This is a genomic window from Aeromonas sp. LsrichE-8G (assembly GCF_022869435.1).
GTDB lineage: Bacteria > Pseudomonadota > Gammaproteobacteria > Enterobacterales > Aeromonadaceae > Aeromonas > Aeromonas caviae.
Genome location: NZ_JALIHH010000193.1, coordinates 734 through 1,497, shown reverse-complemented (window position 1 = coordinate 1,497; position 764 = coordinate 734). Strand labels below are relative to the sequence as shown.

1 rRNA gene (cut by a window edge) is annotated in these 764 nt (G+C 52.2%); it reads left to right on the top strand.

The features are described from left to right. Positions 1-764: ribosomal RNA gene (locus tag MUW49_RS18445) — 23S ribosomal RNA — on the top strand; its annotated part runs 733 nt beyond the window's last position; the annotation flags it as partial.

The following is a 764-nucleotide window of genomic DNA, read 5'->3' as shown; positions in this document are numbered from 1 at the left end:
CGTGAATACATAGCGTAGCGAGGCGAACCGGGAGAACTGAAACATCTAAGTACCCCGAGGAAAAGAAATCAACCGAGATTCCCTCAGTAGCGGCGAGCGAACGGGGATTAGCCCTTAAGCATCTTGGAAGTTAGTGGAACGGTCCTGGAAAGGCCGGCGATACAGGGTGATAGCCCCGTACACGAAAACAACCTTGATGTGAAATCGAGTAGGGCGGGACACGTGACATCCTGTCTGAATATGGGGGGACCATCCTCCAAGGCTAAATACTCCTGACTGACCGATAGTGAACCAGTACCGTGAGGGAAAGGCGAAAAGAACCCCTGTGAGGGGAGTGAAATAGAACCTGAAACCGTGTACGTACAAGCAGTGGGAGCCCTTCGGGGTGACTGCGTACCTTTTGTATAATGGGTCAGCGACTTACATTTTGTAGCGAGGTTAACCGTATAGGGGAGCCGTAGGGAAACCGAGTCTTAACTGGGCGTCTAGTTGCAAGGTGTAGACCCGAAACCGGGTGATCTAGCCATGGGCAGGTTGAAGGTTGAGTAACATCAACTGGAGGACCGAACCCACTAACGTTGCAAAGTTAGGGGATGACCTGTGGCTGGGGGTGAAAGGCCAATCAAACTCGGAGATAGCTGGTTCTCCCCGAAAGCTATTTAGGTAGCGCCTCGGACGAATACTACTGGGGGTAGAGCACTGTTTGGGCTAGGGGGTCATCCCGACTTACCAACCCCATGCAAACTCCGAATACCAGTAAGTAC